The organism is uncultured Gimesia sp. (genome assembly GCF_963972345.1).
Lineage (GTDB): Bacteria > Planctomycetota > Planctomycetia > Planctomycetales > Planctomycetaceae > Gimesia.
Window position 1 is genome coordinate 33519 of the sequence record NZ_CAXAVM010000024.1, and the last position, 17619, is coordinate 51137.

General features: G+C 51.3%; 13 protein-coding genes. 4 read left to right on the plus strand and 9 right to left on the minus strand.

Translation table 11 applies throughout. The annotated features are described in order from the left end of the window. Positions 1-2: 2 nt before the first annotated feature. Together AACZ40_RS06325 and AACZ40_RS06330 are read left to right on the plus strand one after the other, a co-directional pair. A complete protein-coding gene (locus tag AACZ40_RS06325; RefSeq protein ID WP_339673647.1) occupies positions 3-1322 on the plus strand; it encodes a hypothetical protein in 1320 nt (439 codons plus the stop codon). A gap of 77 nt (positions 1323-1399) precedes the next feature. Then, positions 1400-6085 (plus strand): MG2 domain-containing protein, encoded by a 4686-nt coding sequence (locus AACZ40_RS06330; protein WP_339673649.1) that lies wholly within the window; start codon positions 1400-1402, stop codon positions 6083-6085. A gap of 13 nt (positions 6086-6098) precedes the next feature. Here the strand turns inward: AACZ40_RS06330 and AACZ40_RS06335 are convergent, their stop codons facing one another. From AACZ40_RS06335 to AACZ40_RS06350, 4 genes are all read right to left on the minus strand, one after another. After that, the gene (locus AACZ40_RS06335; RefSeq protein ID WP_291170920.1) at positions 6099-7991 is read right to left on the minus strand and encodes a glycosyltransferase family 39 protein; all 1893 of its coding nucleotides are present in this window, start codon (positions 7989-7991) and stop codon (positions 6099-6101) included. Positions 7992-8245: 254 nt separating this feature from the next. Beyond that, positions 8246-8632: a hypothetical protein gene (locus AACZ40_RS06340; RefSeq protein ID WP_291170922.1), complete on the minus strand. Its 387-nt coding sequence runs from the start codon at positions 8630-8632 to the stop codon at positions 8246-8248. Between the two features lie 127 nt (positions 8633-8759). Next, complete coding sequence (mutS, locus tag AACZ40_RS06345) at positions 8760-11360, minus strand: DNA mismatch repair protein MutS (RefSeq protein WP_291170923.1); 2601 nt, start codon at positions 11358-11360, stop codon at positions 8760-8762. A 44-nt stretch (positions 11361-11404) separates the two neighbouring features. Continuing rightward, on the minus strand, positions 11405-12421 hold the full coding sequence (locus AACZ40_RS06350) for a ribose-phosphate pyrophosphokinase (RefSeq protein ID WP_291170925.1): 1017 nt from the start codon (positions 12419-12421) through the stop codon (positions 11405-11407). A gap of 264 nt (positions 12422-12685) precedes the next feature. On the opposite strand from AACZ40_RS06350, the gene serC reads away from it, so the two are divergent. Both serC and AACZ40_RS06360 read left to right on the plus strand, forming a co-directional pair. Then, positions 12686-13771: a 3-phosphoserine/phosphohydroxythreonine transaminase gene (gene serC, locus AACZ40_RS06355; protein ID WP_291170927.1), complete on the plus strand. Its 1086-nt coding sequence runs from the start codon at positions 12686-12688 to the stop codon at positions 13769-13771. Continuing rightward, positions 13768-14526, plus strand: a complete 759-nt coding sequence (locus tag AACZ40_RS06360) for a 5'-methylthioadenosine nucleosidase (protein ID WP_291170929.1) — start codon at positions 13768-13770, stop codon at positions 14524-14526. Before serC ends, AACZ40_RS06360 begins: the two co-directional genes overlap by 4 nt. Before the next feature lie 22 nt (positions 14527-14548). Here the strand turns inward: AACZ40_RS06360 and AACZ40_RS06365 are convergent, their stop codons facing one another. The 5 genes from AACZ40_RS06365 to AACZ40_RS06385 all read right to left on the minus strand — a co-directional run. After that, positions 14549-15451, minus strand: a complete 903-nt coding sequence (locus tag AACZ40_RS06365; RefSeq protein WP_291170931.1) for a DUF1559 domain-containing protein — start codon at positions 15449-15451, stop codon at positions 14549-14551. A 70-nt stretch (positions 15452-15521) separates the two neighbouring features. Beyond that, a complete protein-coding gene (locus AACZ40_RS06370; protein WP_291170933.1) occupies positions 15522-16271 on the minus strand; it encodes a DUF1559 domain-containing protein in 750 nt (249 codons plus the stop codon). Further along, complete coding sequence (locus tag AACZ40_RS06375) at positions 16271-16585, minus strand: hypothetical protein (RefSeq protein WP_291170934.1); 315 nt, start codon at positions 16583-16585, stop codon at positions 16271-16273. Before AACZ40_RS06375 ends, AACZ40_RS06370 begins: the two co-directional genes overlap by 1 nt. A gap of 45 nt (positions 16586-16630) precedes the next feature. After that, on the minus strand, positions 16631-17401 hold the full coding sequence (locus AACZ40_RS06380; protein ID WP_291170936.1) for a DUF1559 domain-containing protein: 771 nt from the start codon (positions 17399-17401) through the stop codon (positions 16631-16633). After that, a partial coding sequence (locus tag AACZ40_RS06385; protein WP_339673654.1) for an H-X9-DG-CTERM domain-containing protein occupies positions 17391-17619 on the minus strand: 229 nt, incomplete at its 5' end. The genes AACZ40_RS06385 and AACZ40_RS06380, both read right to left, overlap by 11 nt.

The following is a 17619-nucleotide window of genomic DNA, read 5'->3' on the forward strand; positions in this document are numbered from 1 at the left end:
TCATGGAATCCCGTTCTCTGGCTCAAACTTACCAAAAACAGGGGAATTACCGGGATGCCTGGCAAATCTATCAGAAACTGGCTGTCCAGGCCAATAATCCTGATGCAGGTGTGGTCCATGATTTGCAACAGGGGATTGCCTGTCTGCAACAACTGAATCGAATCAGTGAAATGGATGAATTTCGTGAATCGGTCCTGAAAGTGCACGCGAATCAACCGCTGGTATTATGGAAGCTGGCTGAAAGTTATATTCAGGGGCCACACTACGGATACATTATTGATGGGGAATTCATTCGAGGACATCAGAGAGGCGGAAACCGTTTTATTAATACTCATGAACAGGACCGGTTGATTGCTCTGAAACTGATGAATCAGGCAATCGAAAAACTTAAAAATGGCGATGATGCGGAATTAGCATCAAATATTTACTTCGATACTGCTGAGTATTATCTGTCTGGCCGTGAGGGGCAAAATGCCTGGAAACTGCAGATTCTGACGGATCTGAATGAAACTCCTGATTTCGCAAGTGTTGGCGCTGAGCCCGGCAGTTTCTTTCGTGGAGGACCGAGTGGGGGACCCGAGGGAGCGCCCGTTGATGATGCCGGTGATCCCGTCTATTACCGGGTTCCCGCATCATTTGAGACCGCAAAAAATGATGGGGAACGATGGCGCTGGATGCTCGATCAATGCGTGAAGCAGAACCATGAGCGCCAGGCGGAAGTGATTCTGCAGGTGGCAGATTTCAACCGCAGTCAGTTTGGCGTTCAGACACTCCAGAATTTTATGCCCTATTTCTTTAGCCAGAGGAATGAGCCGGACCCGCAGGATGAAGAGCAGGTGAATCCTTATTCGCTGGAGAGCCTCAAGGAAACCGAAACATTAACCCGCCTGGCGACAGGCATTCAACGGATCAACCTGCCGGACGATCTGAATTATATCCGCCTGTATCAGCAGGTCGTTGAACTGGGGAAAAGCAACTGGGGTGAAAACGCCCTGGGGCAGTTAGTCAGTATTTTCGAGAATCGACGACAGTATCCCACGGCAGCCAAATATCTACGACAGAGTATTGCGGAATACGGAGACCCTCATCAGAACAAACAGCAGCAGTTGAATCAGATCGTGGGGAACTGGGGACAATTCGACCCGAACCCGTCCCAGGTTGCCGGGCAGGGAGCGGAGGTTGATTATCGCTTTCGCAATGGGCAGCATGTGGAGTTTGAGGCATATCAGATCCACGTGGAAAAACTGTTGACGGATGTCAAAACTATCTCAAAACCCACCCGGAAAAACTGGAATGGGACCAGGTCAATATTTCGAACATAGGTTATCGACTGGTTCATGAGCAGCAGAAAAAATACCAGGGGCCGCTGGTTTCACGCTGGGGGCTGGATCTCAAGCCTTTGTCCGGACATCGTGATCAGCGTGTCACGGTAACGACACCGCTGCAAAATGCGGGAGCTTATCTGCTGGTTGCCAGAATGCAGGACGGAAATACCAGTCGAATTGTCGTCTGGCTGGATGATACCGCCATCATTCGCAAAAAGATGTCAGACAAGACATATTATTTCGTCTCCGATGCCCGAACCGGTAAACCGGTGGCAGGTGCGAATCTGGAATTTTTCGGCTATCAGCAAATCCAGAGGGGACGGAACCAGCAACAGACGCAGACTGTTAATTTTGCGGAACGGACTGATGAAAACGGACAGGCGTTTCCCGCGGAATCCCAGTTGGAGAAACACTATCAGTGGATTACGATCGCCCGCACCGCGGATGGACGGTTTGCTTATACCGGCTTTGATCGCTTCTGGTATTCACATCCTTCTGACCAGAGATTGAATACGGTCAAGATCTACGGGATCACGGATCGTCCCGTGTATCGTCCCGAACAGAAAGTCGACTTTAAATTCTGGGTGCGCAATGTGGGTTATGATCTGTCGAAAGCCGAAGACTCCGAGTTTGCAAATCAGAATGTGGCTTTAAAACTGATCGGAAAAAATAATAAAACAGTCTTTGAGAAAACATTGAAAACAGACGAATATGGTGGCTGCCAGGGAGACTGGCAGATCCCTGCCGATGCGGACCTGGGCGTTTATTACTTAGAGGTTACCGTTAAACCGCGTGGCAAGGCAGCAGGGAAGCGAAGTCGCAATATCTCTTCTCGTATTTCTTTCCGCGTGGAAGAATACAAAAAACCGGAATTTGAAGTACTGGTGGAAGCTCCGGAAGAACCAGTGGCGTTGGGAGATGTCGTCACTGCGAAAATTAAAGCGAAATACTATTTCGGCAGTCCGGTCGTCAATGGTGAGGTCAAATATAAAGTGACGCGTACCGCGTACGATCAACGCTGGTATCCCGCGGATCGCTGGGACTGGTTATATGGTTCGGGTTACTGGTGGTTCAGCGGGGATTACACCTGGTATCCAGGCTGGGGCAGATGGGGTTGTGTTGCGCCGGGACCCTGGTGGATTCATCGTCCCTCACCACCGCCGGAAGTCGTGCTCTCCAATACTGTGGAAATCGGTTCTGACGGGGAAGTCGAAATCAAAATCGATACTGCGCTGGCAAAAGCGATACACGGCGACCAGGATCATAAGTACGAAATCACAGCCGAAGTGGTCGATGAATCGCGGAGAACCATCGTCGGTCAGGGATCGGTGCTGGTGTCTCGTAAGCCATTCAAGGTCTTTTCCTGGATGAATCGCGGTTACTACCAGGTCGGCGATACCATGACCGCTTCGTTTAAATCCCAGACACTTGATTCCAAACCAGTCAGTGGTAAAGGCAAAGTCGTTCTATACCGCATCTCGTATAACGATCAGGGAGAACCGAAAGAGACTGCCGTTCAGGAGTGGGATCTGAATCCATCGGAAGAGGGCACCGCCAGTCAGAAAATGGCAGCGACTCAAGCAGGGCAGTACCGCGTTTCCTATACGGTGACTGACAAAAAAGGGAACCAGATCGAAGGGGGCAGCCTGTTTTCGATCCGCGGAGAAGGATTTGATGGTCAGGAATACCGTTTCAACGATCTGGAACTCGTTGTTGAGAAAAAACATTATCAACCGGGTGAAAAAGTACGACTGTTAATCAATACCAATCAACCGGGTAGTACGGTTCTGCTGTTTGTTCGACCGTTGAACGGGATTTATTCCAGGCCGGAAGTACTCAAACTGGCGGGAAAAAGTACGGTTTATGAACTGGATATTGCGAAGAACGATATGCCCAACTTCTTTGTCGAAGCCGTCACAGTTCACCAGGGAACCGTGCATACGGTTGCGAAAGAAATCGCGGTACCACCGGAACAGCGGGTCGTCAATCTGGAAGTTGAGCCTTCTGAAACCGAGTATAAACCTGGTGAAGAAGCCACCGTCAAACTGAAAGTAACTGACATCGAGGGCAAACCTGTGCCTGGTTCTCTGGTGGTCAGCGTCTATGACAAGAGTGTCGAATATATCAGCGGCGGTTCCAATGTGAGTGATATCAAATCGTTTTTCTGGAAGTGGAAACGCTCTCATCATCCCTCTACAGCCGACAACCTGAGTCGTTATTTCCATAATCTGTTACGCCCCCAGGAAGTCGGGATGCAGTTGATTGGTGCCTTTGGGCATCTGGTGCTGGAATCAGAGTCGCAGTACCCGAATTATGCAGCAGTAGGGGGAAATGGCCCTGGTCCGGGGGTATTACCTGTAACGGAAGAAATGCGAAAGTCCAGTGTGATGGAAGGATTGGCCATGCCGATGGCAGCCCGGGCGGTGATGGCGGATGCAGCAGCGCCCGCCGATTCCTCCGCAGTGGTCGAGCCTGTCGTGCGCCAGAACTTCGCAGATACTGCCTACTGGAACGCCGCAATCACAGCGGATGCAGAAGGTCTGGCGGAAGTTTCGTTCAAAATGCCCGAAAACCTGACCAGCTGGAAAATCCGCAGTTGGGCGATGGGGCAGGGGGCACGCGTGGGTGAAGGAGAGCAACTGGTTGTCACGCGGAAAAATCTGATTCTGCGATTGCAGGCACCGCGCTTCTTTACAGAGACTGACGAAGTGGTATTGAGCGCCAACGTGCATAATTACCTGAAGACTTCCAAGGACGTGAAAGTCGTACTGGAACTGGACGGCGATACCCTGGAACCGTTGGGCGATGTTTCACAGACAGTCACGATAGATGCTGACGGTGAACAACGGATCGACTGGCGCGTGAAAGCGGTCCGTCCCGGCTTTGCCGTGATTCGCATGAAAGCCTTAACGGATGAAGAGTCAGATGCGATGCAGATGACCTTTCCTGTCAAAGTGCATGGCATTCTGAAGACCGAGTCCTTTACGGGCATGATTCGCGGTGATGCAGATCAGGCACAGATCAGTTTTCAGGTTCCCGATCAACGCAAAGCGGAACTGAGTCGTCTGGAACTTCGTTACTCACCCTCACTGGCAGGAGCCATGGTCGATGCACTGCCCTACCTGGTCTATTCACCCCATAAAACGACCGACTGCACGCTGTATCGATTTCTGCCGACCGTGATGACTCAGAATATTCTTAAACGGATGGGCCTTAATCTGAAAGAGATTGAGGAGAAACGGACCAATCTGAATGCACAGGAGATTGGTGACGATCAGAAGCGTGCCGAACAGTGGAAACGCTATGATCAGAATCCGGTCTTCAGTCAGGAGAAAGTAGAGCAGCTCGTCAAGCAGGGAGTCGCAGATTTAACCAGTATGCAGTTGGCTGATGGAGGCTGGGGCTGGTTTTCCGGATGGCAGGAACAGTCTTCCCCCTACTTCACCGCGCGAATCGTCCAGGGACTGGCTCTGGCGAAACAGAATGACGTGGCGCTCGTGCCTGGCACTCTGGAACGGGGAGTGGAATGGTTGAAAAACTATCAGCAGAAAGAACTGCAGAAACTGTTGAATGCTGATTCGAAGAAAAAACCATATAAAATGACGGCTTCCAATCTGGATGCTTACGTCTTTCTGGTCCTGGTCAACCAGGGAATTGCTGATCAGAAAATGTACGATTTCCTGTATCGGGATCGGACGAAACTGTCGGTGTATGCTCTGGGGATGCTGGGGCTGGCATCGCATGAACTGAAAAATCAGGATCGCTTGGCGATGATCATGAGCAATATGGATCAATACCTGGTTCAGGATGCGGAAAACCAGACCGCTTATCTCAATCTGCCTGAGAGTAATTACTGGTGGCACTGGTACGGCAGTGAAGTGGAAGCCAATGCCTATTATCTAAAGCTGCTTTCAAAAGCCGATCCTCAGAATCCCAAGGCAACTCAACTCGTCAAGTATCTGTTGAACAATCGTAAACATGCGACTTACTGGAGTTCTGTTTCTGATACGGCGATTGCCATTGAAGCATTAGCAGAATACTGGTCAGCCAGTGGCGAAGATCAGCCTGACCTGACGTTGGACATCTTTCTGGATGGAAAGAAACAGAAAACAGTGCAGATCAACGCGGAGAATCTCTTTACGTTCGATAATAAACTGGTGATAGAAGGCGCAGCACTGACGTCAGGCGCACATCGACTGGAGATTCGCAAGCAGGGGAACGGACCGTTGTACTATAACGCGTACGTGACGAACTTTACGAAGGAAGATTTCATCACGGCGACGGGGCTGGAAATCAAAGTGCAGCGAAAATATTACCGGCTGATTCCGGAAGAGGCTGCCATAAAAACCTCTGGTTCGAAAGGGCAGGCCGTTGATCAGCGTGTGGAAAAATACCGTCGTGAGGCCATTGACCATGAAACAGAACTGACCAGCGGAGATCTGATCGAGGTCGAGCTGATTTTCGAGAGCAAAAATGATTACGAATACCTGGTGTTTGAAGATTTCCGGCCAGCGGGACTGGAAGCAGTCGACCTGCGCAGTGGATATTCCCGCAACGGGCTGGGAGCTTATCAGGAATTTCGTGATGACCGGGTGGTAAATTACCTGCGTCAGTTACCGCGTGGAACGCATAGCCTGAGCTATCGGCTGCGGGCTGAAATCCCAGGTCGATTCAGTGGACTGCCCACACAAGGGTATGGCATGTATGCTCCGGAACTGAAAACGAACTCGGATGAAATCAAACTCAAAATCAAAGATTAGATCGTGAGTGTTGTCAGAGGGGTTCCCAGGAACTTCCGTTCCAGCGACTGAGACGATTCCCGGCAGCGTCGAACAGGTAGAGCGTTCGATCCGGGAAAAGGGTCTGCAGTTGAGCCGGGTTATGTTGATCGGGTCGATAACGACCTGTCAGAATCGGAGCATTTAACGGGGGATCATTGATTACATAGTCAATGTGCCGATCAGAGGGATCATGGGTGATCAGGATCAACGCAGGCTGTCTGATTTGAGGATGATGCTGAATCATCTGTTGAAACTGAAAATGTTTCAGTCTGGAAAACGCCACATTATTGATCACGATTTCCAGTTTGGAGACAGTCCAGAGTGGGGGGATGGCGATCAGGTTGGTTGCGCTGGCAGTTAAAATCATGGCGGACCAGAGCCAGCTCATCAGGGGGCGTTCGAGTTCACTCCAGATGCGAAACAGGGTCTGTGTCACCCTCGCGAAGAGGAGTGCCCACAGCGGTCCCGTTTCGAATACGTAATGCCAGTGCATGATGCCATCATACCAGTAAGGAATGTGAACCACATGCAGAGTGATGATCGAAGCAAAGATCAGCCACCAGCGGCTCCCGCGTCTGCATTCGGTGATCACGAACAGCAGGCCGGCTAAGGTGAGTGGAACCAGCCCCAATGTCCACTGCAGACTGGCCAGCAGTCGGTTCTGAACATTCCGGGCAGCCAGAGCTGGCGTGAGGTTCTCGGCCCATTTGTCATAGTTTTTCAGTACTTTCGGGCCCAGCTTCTGTTCTCCCCGCACGACATTATCAAAGCCGTAGACGTGTCTCGGGGTATAAATGTCGGTATAAAGCTGGTAGGGCATTTTCCAGCCACTGCCGGTAATGGATTGATTATAAAAGAACAGCCCGATCAGACCGCAGGCCAGGGGGATTGCCAGCCCTGTGATCAGGGGGACGACTGATTTCTCTGTCGAAGAGCCTGACGGTTGATGGTTCTTTTTCCGCAGGGCCCGGCGGGCGCATTCCACTCCCAGCCAGATGCCAAAGGGTAAGGCAAAGCCGGCGGCGGTCATGGGACGACAGAGCATGCCGAATGTCAGGCCTGCTCCCGCCAGCAACGCATCACGAAACGAGCGGGTTCTCTGCATGCGGAGAAAGAAATACAGGAAAAACGATAACCCCACCAGTGTCGGGTGATGTGCCAACAGCAGGTTGCTGAAGATCGCCATCCCCGGGGAGAGGGCTACAATCAGGCCGGCCAGTACCCCGACGCCATTTCCGGACAGTTCTCTGCCTGACCAGAAAATAAAAAACGTAATGACCGCTCCCGCCAGCCAGTGCGCCAGGTAAGGATATCCCCATGTCACAAACGGGGCCAGCCAGAGGCCTGTGCCCGGGAAATAGCGGCTGGCCATCTTCCCTTCATTGAGGACATGAACCTGGTCAAACAGTTCCGGAGCTTCAGGCTGGCTGGGAAACCAGGTCTGACCCTGCAGGAAGGTTCTGGCCTGGAACAGATAGCTGTATTCATCGTGATAAGCGGGAGGCAGATCGCCGAGCGTCAGGTGTAATTCCTGATTCACAGTATGTGCAGCGGTCCAGAAACTCATGGCAAACGAAGTCGCAGCAAGCAGCAGACTGAGTGCGATCGCAAAAAGGTCAATTCGTTTATCGGTCTGTCTGCCGCGTACCCACTCCTGCGATAAACGGGGACGGATCATTCTCGAGAAAAAACGAAAGTGAATCGAAGGGCGGATCCACCAGCAGAAAGGGCTGAGCAACAGCAGCAGGAAATAAGGCGTCGTGTCGATATTGACGTACAGAAAAAAACGTGTCAGTAACGGCAGGTCCTGATTGTCAGTTTCGATCCGTTGCCACTCAAAGTAGCCCAGAAAGCAGAACAGGCTGAGCACGATCAGCAAATGCATCAGGGGGAGCCAGGGGGAAGGTCCTGGTCGCTTTTGTTCGCTCCTGTGAGGCTGGTGTGCTGATGGGGGCTGCTTGGAATCCATTAGTGAGTTGTTTTCAGAAAGGGAAACTTCAGTAGAGGCGGTGTGATGCTGGTCGTTTCAAGAAAAGTATAGCTGGAAGGCTCAGCAAAAAGAAAGGGCGTGATCCGGTTCCGATCACGCCCTGCGGTGGTTTTATTATTGATTCTCAGGATGGTTGAGATTCAGTGGTTTTATTTATTCGCTGTTTTTTTACTGGCTAGTTCCGCAAGAATCTTGTCCAGAATGGATTTCTGAGAAGGTTCCAGAACCGAGACGATTTCGGCGTCCTGCTTTTTGTTCAATTCTGCCAGTTGCTTTTTCAGACTGTCAATTTCTGACTTGTAGTCGGCCTGAATCTTATAAATTTTATCGCGTTGGGTATCGGAGAGATTCAGTTTACCGTAATGATTGGGCAGGCGCCCTTTGAACTTTTTGGCAGCGGGTTTGGTCTCTTTGGCTGAAGCTTCAGTTTTACCCGATTCCTTCTGTTGAGCAGACAGGGAATCACCTGAGCAAATGGCTAAGGAAACAGTAGTAAACAAAACGACAAAAAATTTCAGTATGTTTTTTTCCAGCATTACATCCTCCTGTTATTTGAATAGGAACACTGTTGAAAGGCACCCTTGTACCTCCACTGTGTATATTGTGAACAGGTGATATGGCTGGGTTCAACTGTCAGAGAGTGTAAATTTGAAAATATGTTATTTAGTTCAGTTGTTCGCGAATGCGGTATAATTCTTCCAGCGCGGCCAGTGGAGTCATCTCATCCACGTTTAAATCCCTGATTTCATCCAGAACCGGATGCGTTGTATTTCCGAACAGGGAGAGTTGCTGATGTGATGATTTTTTATCGACGCGGGGAGGAATCGTGGTTTGACCACTCTCATCGATATGGTCTTTTTCCAGTGTCGAGAGGATTTGATTGGCACGTTGAATGACCTGGTCAGGAATACCCGCCAGCCGTGCGACATGAATTCCATAACTTTTATTCGCGGACCCTTCGACGATTTTATGCAGGAACACAATTTCCCCGTCCTGCTCGTGTACGGCGACATTCCAGTTACTCGCCTGTTTGAGCGTCTGGGTTAATTCGGTCAGCTCATGGTAATGGGTTGCGAACAGCGTGCGTGCTTTGATCTGGTCATGCAGGAATTCGGTCATGGACCAGGCGAGGGAAATACCATCGTAGGTACTCGTCCCGCGGCCGATCTCGTCCAGGATGACCAGGCTCCGTTCCGATGCGGAGTTCAAAATACGGGCTGCTTCCGTCATTTCGACCATGAACGTACTCTGACCTTTACTCAGTTCATCGCTGGCACCCACGCGCGCGAAGATTCGATCGGCAATGCCAATCCGCGCTTCACTGGCAGGAATGAAAGAGCCCATCTGCGCCATCAGGGTCAACAGTGCGGCCTGGCGGATATAAGTACTCTTACCCGCCATGTTGGGGCCGGTAATAATCTGCACGCGACCATAGGGTTCTCCCAGCAGAACATCATTGGGAACAAATTCCCCCGAGGGTTGCAGACGGTCCAGAACCGGATGCCGACTCTCCCGGATGTCGAGCACCGGTTCTTCCGTCATTTCGGGTCGCGTGTAACCGGCATGTGTTGCCAGATGCGCCAGGCCAAACAGGACATCAATCTGGGCCAGGATCTCTGCTGTCTTTTGTGTGCGGGGGGCCTCTTTAGCGACCCGTTCCCGCAATTCGTCGAACATCGACTGTTCGAGTTCGACTGCCCGGTCTTCCGCTTTGAGCACTTTTTCTTCGTACTCTTTCAGTTCGGGGGTAATATAACGTTCCTGGTTCTTCAAAGTCTGCTTGCGAATATAGTGATCGGGAACTTTCGCAGCATGGGCGGCAGAGACTTCCAGGTAATAGCCGAAAACTTTGTTGTAGCCGACTTTGAGATTGGGGATACCGATCCGTTCCGATTCTTCGTTCCGATACCCGGCGATCCATTCTTTGCCCCCTTTAGAAAGGGAACGGAGTTCGTCCAGTTCTTCGCTGAACCCCGGGCGAATGACGCCTCCTTCATTCAATGTTAACGGAGGATCTTCGATGATCATCGTTTCGATATCCGAGCGGACTTCGGCACACAGATCGATGCCTGCTTCCAGGGTCTGCAGCAAGGCCGCTTTGCGACCCGCCAGTTTCGCTTTGAGTTTCGGGAGCAATGCGAGTGTCTGTGCCAGAAAACTCAGGTCGCGGGCACTGGCTCTACCGGTTGCGATGCGAGCGGTGAGCCGCTGCAGGTCGTAGGTTTTGGCCAGTTGCTCGCGCACTTCAGAGCAGAGAACCGGGTTCTGAGAGAGTTCTTCGACGGCATCCAGGCGGCTCTCAATTTGAGAGAGGCTGGTTAAAGGATTCGCAATCCAGTCCGTCAGCAGTCGGGCTCCCATCGAGGTGACGGTTTCATCCAGAACCGAGATCAGGCTGCCTTCCCGTTTGCCTTCCCGAATGGTGCGGGTCAGTTCCAGGCTGCGGCGGGTCGCTTCATCGATCAGCAGTCGATCCCCCCGCTCATACGGTTCGATCTGGTTGATGTGGGGAATCGAGCTTTTCTGGGTTTCCTGGACATACTCCAGCAGGGCCCCGGCGGCTGTAATCGCGGGGGTGCCTGTCTGCAGGTTGAACCCTTCCAGCGTTTTTGTGCCAAAGTGATCCAGCAGGCGTTTTTCTGATTCGCCTTCCGCAAACGACCAGGGAGGCCGTTCGGTCAGCATTGTGTCCAGGTGGCCCACCGCATTCTGCAAAGCAGTATTTCCTTCGGCGAAAATACACTCTGACGGATGGATGCGCGCCAGTTCGTCTACCAGATGTTCGGCTGTGGTATTGGAGGTCACAAAGCGACCGGTGGAAAGTTCCAGCCAGGCCAGACCGATATTGGTTTTGCCAAAATAGATACTCGCCAGGAAGTTGTTTTCATGCGGGTCCAGCAGGGCATCATCGGTCAGGGTTCCGGGAGTGACCACTCGCGTGACTTCCCGTTTGACCATGCCTTTGGCTTTTTTGGGATCTTCTACCTGGTCACAGATGGAAGCCCGGTAGCCGGCATGAATCAGCTTATACAGGTAGTTATCCAGAGAATGATGCGGAAAGCCGGCCATCGGAACCGGGTTACTGGAGGTTTTATCGCGACTGGTGAGCGTGATCCCCAGAATGCGGGCTGCGATCTCAGCGTCTTCGTGGAAGAGTTCGTAGAAATCACCCATGCGAAACAATAAGAGTGTTCCCGGATTCTGGCGTTTGACTTCCAGATACCGCTCCATCATCGGGGTCAGCTTCTTGCCTGATTTCGTCATACGTCCTGATTTTCTCTGACTTTAAGCGACTATAAAATACGTGATTATTTCTTTGACCGTTTTTCCGGAAACAGCGTGCTGACACTCGTCCGGTCGTGGATCGAACGGATGGCAGCAGCGAAGGAATGCGCGACTGACAGTACCTCAATGTTGTCCGGCAGCGGATCGACCTGGGTTTCCAGGGTATTGGTCATAAACATCTTTTTCAAAGGGCTTTTTCCGATTCGCTCGGCTGCGCCTTTCGACAGAACGCCGTGTGTCACAGCGGCGTAGATGTCTTTCGCACCTTTTTTCTTCAGAACTTCAGCCATGCTGACCAGAGTGCGTCCCGTGATAGTGAAGTCGTCCACCAGAATCACATTTTTGCCTTCGACTTCGCCGATGACTTCCAGAACCTCCACAGTTTCTGAATGGTCTTTGCGAAGTTTGTTACCGATCACGACGGGAGTTCCCAGCAGCTTCGCGAAATCAGAAGCTTCTTTGGCAAAGCCGACGTCGGGACTGCAGACCACCAGATCCTTGATATTCAACTTGCGAATATGATCGCTGATCACGTGCCGACCGTAAAGATGGTCCACGGGAACGCTGAAAAAACCCTGAATCTGCGGGCTGTGCAGGTCCATGGTCAGTACGCGGTCGGCACCGGCAACTTCGATCGCGTCGGCACAGACGCGGGCCCGGATGGAGACGCGCGGCTCATCTTTTTTGTCCCCTTTGGCATAGCTGAAAAAGGGGATGACCGCGGTGATCTGTTGGGCGCTGGCCCGTTTCAGGGCATCAATCCAGAACAGAAGTTCAACAAAGTTGTCGTTTACCGGGTAATGGACGCCCTGGATGATGTAGACGTCGCGGCCCCGTACATTTTCCAGAATGCGGACAAAGATATTGCCTTCACTGAACTGGTGCGCCTCACAGGGTGTCAGACGGATGCCAAGTTCATCGGCAATGGCCTGTGCCAGAATGGGGTTGGCTGAGCCGGCCATGATGGTCAGATCGCCCTGGGGAGGTTGAAAGGACTGGACGCGGGGTCCTCTGGAAAGTGGATTGGGAGAGCTGGACATTAAATAACAGATCAATCAAACAGGGCAATGATTCGCCGGAAAACGTGACTATTCTTGGGAATTCTGGATAATTTGGCTCTGCTCCATTTATGAAGAAAACCAGACTCCATAATATCGATGCTGTATAGCAAAACAAGCGAACGCTTGCCAATATCCTCAAGGATGGTTCCAAGAGGTACGGTAACGTCCGTATTATTGACACATAACTGGTGACACAGGACTGAACCCATCAATCAGTCCGCAACTGATGCTGAGATATCTAAAATGACAGAAAGAATTTATAACTTTTCTGCGGGACCCGCGGCTCTTCCCTTACCAGTACTGGAACAGGCTCAGAAAGATCTGATCTCACTGGGCGATACCGGGATCGGGGTACTGGAACACTCGCATCGAAGTAAAGCGTTCCTCGCCGTTTATGAAGAGGCAGAAGCGCTGGTTCGGGAGCTGGCTTCCGTTCCCGATAACTACAAGGTGCTGTTCCTGCAGGGCGGGGCATCGAGCCAGTTTTTCATGATTCCCATGAACCTGCTGAAGAAAGACCAGACGGCCGATTACCTGGTGACCGGTTCCTGGTCAAAAAAAGCAGTCAAAGAGGCGAAGAGCTTCGGGAACGTGAATGTCGCCTGCAGCAGCGAAGACAAAAATTTTTCTTATATCCCTGAGGAAGTTTCGCTCAGCGACAATCCGGCTTACGTGCATTTCACTTCCAACAATACCATTTACGGAACCGAGTTCGCGACTGAGCCGACTGTGCCGGCTGGCGTTCCTCTGATCTGCGATGCGAGCAGCGACATTTTCTCGCGACCCCTCGATATCTCCAAATACGGAATCGTTTATGCCGGTGCCCAGAAAAATCTGGGTCCCAGTGGTCTGACGCTGGTGATCATTCGCGATGACCTGATTGAACAGGGACCCACAGACATTCCGACGATGCTGCAGTACCGCACCCATTCCGAAGCGGAGTCGATGTACAACACGCCTCCGACCTTCGGGATTTATGTGCTGGGGCGAGTTCTGAAATGGTTGAAAGACCAGGGCGGGTTATCTGCAATCCAGGAGAAAAATCAGGCCAAAGCGGGTAAACTGTATGATTACCTGGAACAGAGCAAACTGTTTAATGCGACCGCTGCGAAACAGGATCGTTCGTTGATGAACGTGACCTTCGTGACGGGCGACGCCGACCTGGACGCCCAGTTCATCTCCAAAGCGACTGCAGCCGGGCTGGATGGCCTGAAAGGGCATCGCAGTGTTGGCGGGATGCGTGCCAGTATCTACAATGCATTCCCCGAAGCGGGTGTGGATAAGTTAATTGAAATGATGAGTCAGTTCGAACAGGAACACGCCTCTTGAATCAACCTGAAATCGATAAAGCGCATGCGGATATAGGGCTGGTTTGTGCTCTACCGATGGAGATCCAGCCTTTTCTGGATCGCTGTGAGCACGTCAAAAAATATACCGGCGGTTCGTATGTGTTTCGGGGTGGGTTTCTGGATCGAATCAAAGTGGCGGTCGTGCAGACGGGAGTGGGTTTTGCCCGCGCCCGTGCTGCCACGCAGGCATTGATCGACGCGCATTCGCCCCCCTGGATTTTATCAGTGGGGTTTTCCGGCGCTTTGAAACCCGAAATGAAAAATGGCGACATTGTCGTAGCGACTTCCGTGTGCGACCTGCATGGACAGGAGCTTAAGAACGATGTGCATTTCCCGGAAGATCGGGAAAACGGTTTATATGTCGGGCGAATTATCAATACGGACGAGATCGTTCGCACCGTCGACGAAAAATTAAAACTGGCAAAACAGTTTGATGCGCTGGCCGTTGACCTGGAAAGTCTGGCGGTGGCGCAGGTCTGTCAGGCAGCGCAGAAAGGCTTCATGGCGATCCGGGCGATCAGCGATGATTGTTCTGTCGACCTGCCTCCTGAAATCATGTCAATCCTGGGGGAAACCGGGGCTGTCAGAGCAGGGGCCGCGTTAGGGGCCGTCTTCAAACGACCGGAGAGCATCAAGGAAATGTGGAAGATGCGCGGCGATGCCTCGCGGGCCGCAACGCGACTGGCCAGTTTTCTGGATGGTGTTGTCGTCCAACTCTACGAAGCCCGGCATTAACTTAAGCTGAGTGAGACTTGGTCTAATACTCACCAATCTCTTCGCCGCCCGCCGGGGTGCTAAGGGCTTTCAATATCTCAGGATCAATGTCCTCGGAGATATATCGTACGTTCCCATCTGCCAGTAAAATAAGAGTTCCCCCGGTGGAAGGAGATTTTCTGTTGGGGCCGATCACTTTATCAGGCACGGTCAATGAAGTCGGATCGCCCCAGGGCTTGAACTTTTCGCCGATTTCCACAGCCAGGATGGTATTTGACATCCCATCGAGAATCTCATTGAAGGGCATGCCGACATTTGGTTTCAGGACCAGTTCATTTCCTGCGTAATGCGAAAGGGCATAACCATCGGACGAGCGGCTGGCTTCGTTTTTCGGATTGAGATATTCGGGGACTTCCTGCTGAAACGGTTTCATATTGGCCCGGTAATTCCAGGGCTTGCTGAAATCGATCTGATTGTAATAAAACTGCTGATCCAGATAGGGCAGAATCAATGCCTGCCAGCTATGTAGAGGCTTTCCTTGTATCGAGGTAATCGCTCCCGGTGGAAGTGTTTCAGAAGAATCGGAAGTGTTATCACTGTAGTTATGGAGCGCCAGACCGATCTGTTTCATGTTATTTTTAGTGACAGAGCGTCGAGAACCTCTTTTTGGCTGGAAGGCGGGCAACGAAAATCCAATCACAAGAATGAGGAACAGTACAAATAGCAGTGCCTGGACTCTGCTACGGGGGAGTTCATCGGCCTGTATCGGGTCATTTATTTCAATGAACAGACCGGGCAGTAGAGAAGCCGGAAAGAACTCTCGGCTTTCTTCCTGCCTGATCAGGTCTGATTCGATGACCTCACCCGCTGCCACGAACTCTTCCAGCTGTTCTCTGGAGAAGGGACCGGTGACTTGATCATCTCTTTTGATGTACCAGCCTGACATGAAGCTGTCTCCTGACTTCAACTGTTTACTTGAGGGATCAGGGCCTGATATTATTGTATCTGTCTGGTAATTAAAAATCGCCTACTTTTTCGCCGCCCGCAGGTGTACTCAAGGCCTTCAGGATAGCGGGATCGGTCTTTTCTGAAAGAAAACGAATACTGCCATCTCCGAACAGGACGTGTTTACCTCCCACATAGGGGGTGTTTTTGCCGGGGGCAAACATCTGGGAGGGGTTAGTCAGGTTTTCGGGATCACCCCAGGGTTTAAAATCTTCGCCCACTTCGACTGCAAAAATGGTGTTCGACACCCCGTCGCTGATTTCACTGATGCGGATTCCCCGGTTCGGTTGCAAAACCCGTTCATTTCCCTGGTAGTGGCTCAAAGCATAACCATCGGCAGAGACCGTTTCCTGAATATTCGGGTTACGATAAACTGGCACCAGTTGATGAAACGGACGCTGATTGGCGGGGTCATCCCAGGCTTTGTCAAAATCTATCTGTTGATGCAGATTCCATTGATCGAGGTACGGTAGCATAACAGTCAACCAACTGTGGCCGGGTTGACCTTCCGCTGTTTCAATGGAGCCGGGAGGAAATAGATCATACTGATGATGATATTGATGGAACGCGAGCCCCAACTGTTTCAATGCATGTTTTGACTGACTTCGCCGGGCAGCATCTCGCGACTGCTCAACCGGACGGAGTAAGGCGGGCAAAATGATCAGTCCCAGGACGAGTATTCCGCCTGCGAGAGCCGTGTAATACAGGAAGGAACTCTGTTCGGTATTGTGGTTGTCCGGTTTGTCTGGTCCGAAGTTCATCAGTCACTCCCGGGCGCAGACTGATCTTGCAGGGGCTCATTGGATTGAATGTGCTGTTTCTGCTCTGCCTCTTGAGCATGGTAATTCTGTAACGCGATTCCAATTTGTTTCAGATTTTGTTTTATATTTTCACGTTGAGTAGCATTGCGCGCTTCACCGATTCCAGTCCTGATGAAGATGGTGAGAACAACGAGGCTATACAAGGCAATCACGACAATCAACATGATGATCACGAAACGGGGGACGCTCATTTTCTGTCGTGCTGGTTGAGAGCGATTGTATTCTTCTTCAGATATATGATCGCCGTTGGGCATGGATTTTGTCTTTTGTTCGTGCGGAAATTCAGATTCGTAGAATTATTAATCGCATTTTGTTTCTCCCCCATCGGGGGTGCTGAGGTCTTTCAGGATTTGTGAGTCGATTTTATTTGAAACGAATTGTACGCGACCATCGCTGAAGAGGATGAGATTGCCGCCGGGTAACAGTGTTTTCTGATCGGGACCAATCACATCAGCGGGCCGGGCAAGATTGGCGGGATCTCCCCAGGCCTTGAAGTCATCGCCTCGCTCAACCGCCGAAATCGTGTTTGAGACTCCATCGGTAATCTGACTGAGCGACATCCCCTGATTCATTTTGAGCAGAAGTTCATTTCCTACATAATGAGACAGCGCATAACCGTCTGATGAGAAAATTTCATCACTCCAGGGAACGACATAACCCCGAACTATTCGTTGAAAGTGCTGTTGATTTGCCGGATCGTTCCAGGGTTTTTCTAAATCGATCTGCTCAAACAGCCCAGATTGATCCATGAAGGGGAGAATAGAGGATTGCCAGCTATGCAGAGGAGTTCCTTCTGCGGTAAATGTCGCACCCGGAGGGAACGTCTGGTGCTCTTCCTGATAGTTCCACAAAGCCAGTCCCAGTTGTTTCATGTTGTTCTTTGAAACCGATTGACGGGCGAGATTGCGTTTCTGAATTTCCATCTTTTCGAAAACGGGAGTGAACAGGAAAATCATTAAGCCAACTGCAAACAGGCAGCCAGCCAGGATCATAAAAAACGTTCTGGCAGAAGGAGTGAAGTTGTCGGGCTCCGTTGGATGGACCAGGGGCTGTTCAGAATTAGAATTCATCGATTCGTTCGCCTCCGTCAGGTGTACTCAACGCTTTGAGCACGGCGGGATCAATATTTTCGGAGAGAAATCGCACACTGCCGTCACCCAGCAACACATGACTGCCCCCTCTGAACGCAGTTTTGTTGCCGGAGTTCATTCGCTCTGCCGGTACCGCGGTATTGGTTGGATCTCCCCAGGGTTTGAAATTATCTCCCACTTCAAATGCGAGGATGGTA